At 69.5% G+C, this 305-nt stretch carries 1 protein-coding gene; it reads right to left on the bottom strand.

The genetic code is table 11. The features are described from left to right. Window positions 1–305, bottom strand: a 305-nt coding sequence (locus JK359_RS38660; RefSeq protein WP_201844421.1) for a condensation domain-containing protein, incomplete at both ends; no start/stop codon positions are given.

Below are 305 nucleotides of genomic sequence, written 5' to 3'. Positions count from 1 at the left end.
GCACGAAGAGCAGCACGAACTCATCACCCGGCAGATCGAACAACACCGCCCGCAGCGGCGCCTCCACCGACAGATCGAACCCACGACCCGCCTCGACCGCCATCGAGGCATACAGTGCCTCCATGTCGGCCACGGGCACGACCGGTACGACCGGTGCCGCAGTGTCCACGTCGATCAGGATCTGGCACGGTTCTCCGTCGCCGGTCTCCGCGAAGACGGTCCGCAGGCTCTCGTGACGTGCCACGACGTCCGCCAGCGCCGCCCGGACCACGTCCGCGTCCACCGCACCCGCCAGACGCAGCGCG

The sequence above is a fragment of the Streptomyces actinomycinicus genome (assembly GCF_016741775.1).
GTDB classification, from domain to species: domain Bacteria; phylum Actinomycetota; class Actinomycetes; order Streptomycetales; family Streptomycetaceae; genus Streptomyces; species Streptomyces actinomycinicus.
The sequence above is the reverse complement of the archived record's forward strand: the minus strand, read 5'-3'. Positions and strand labels throughout refer to the sequence as shown.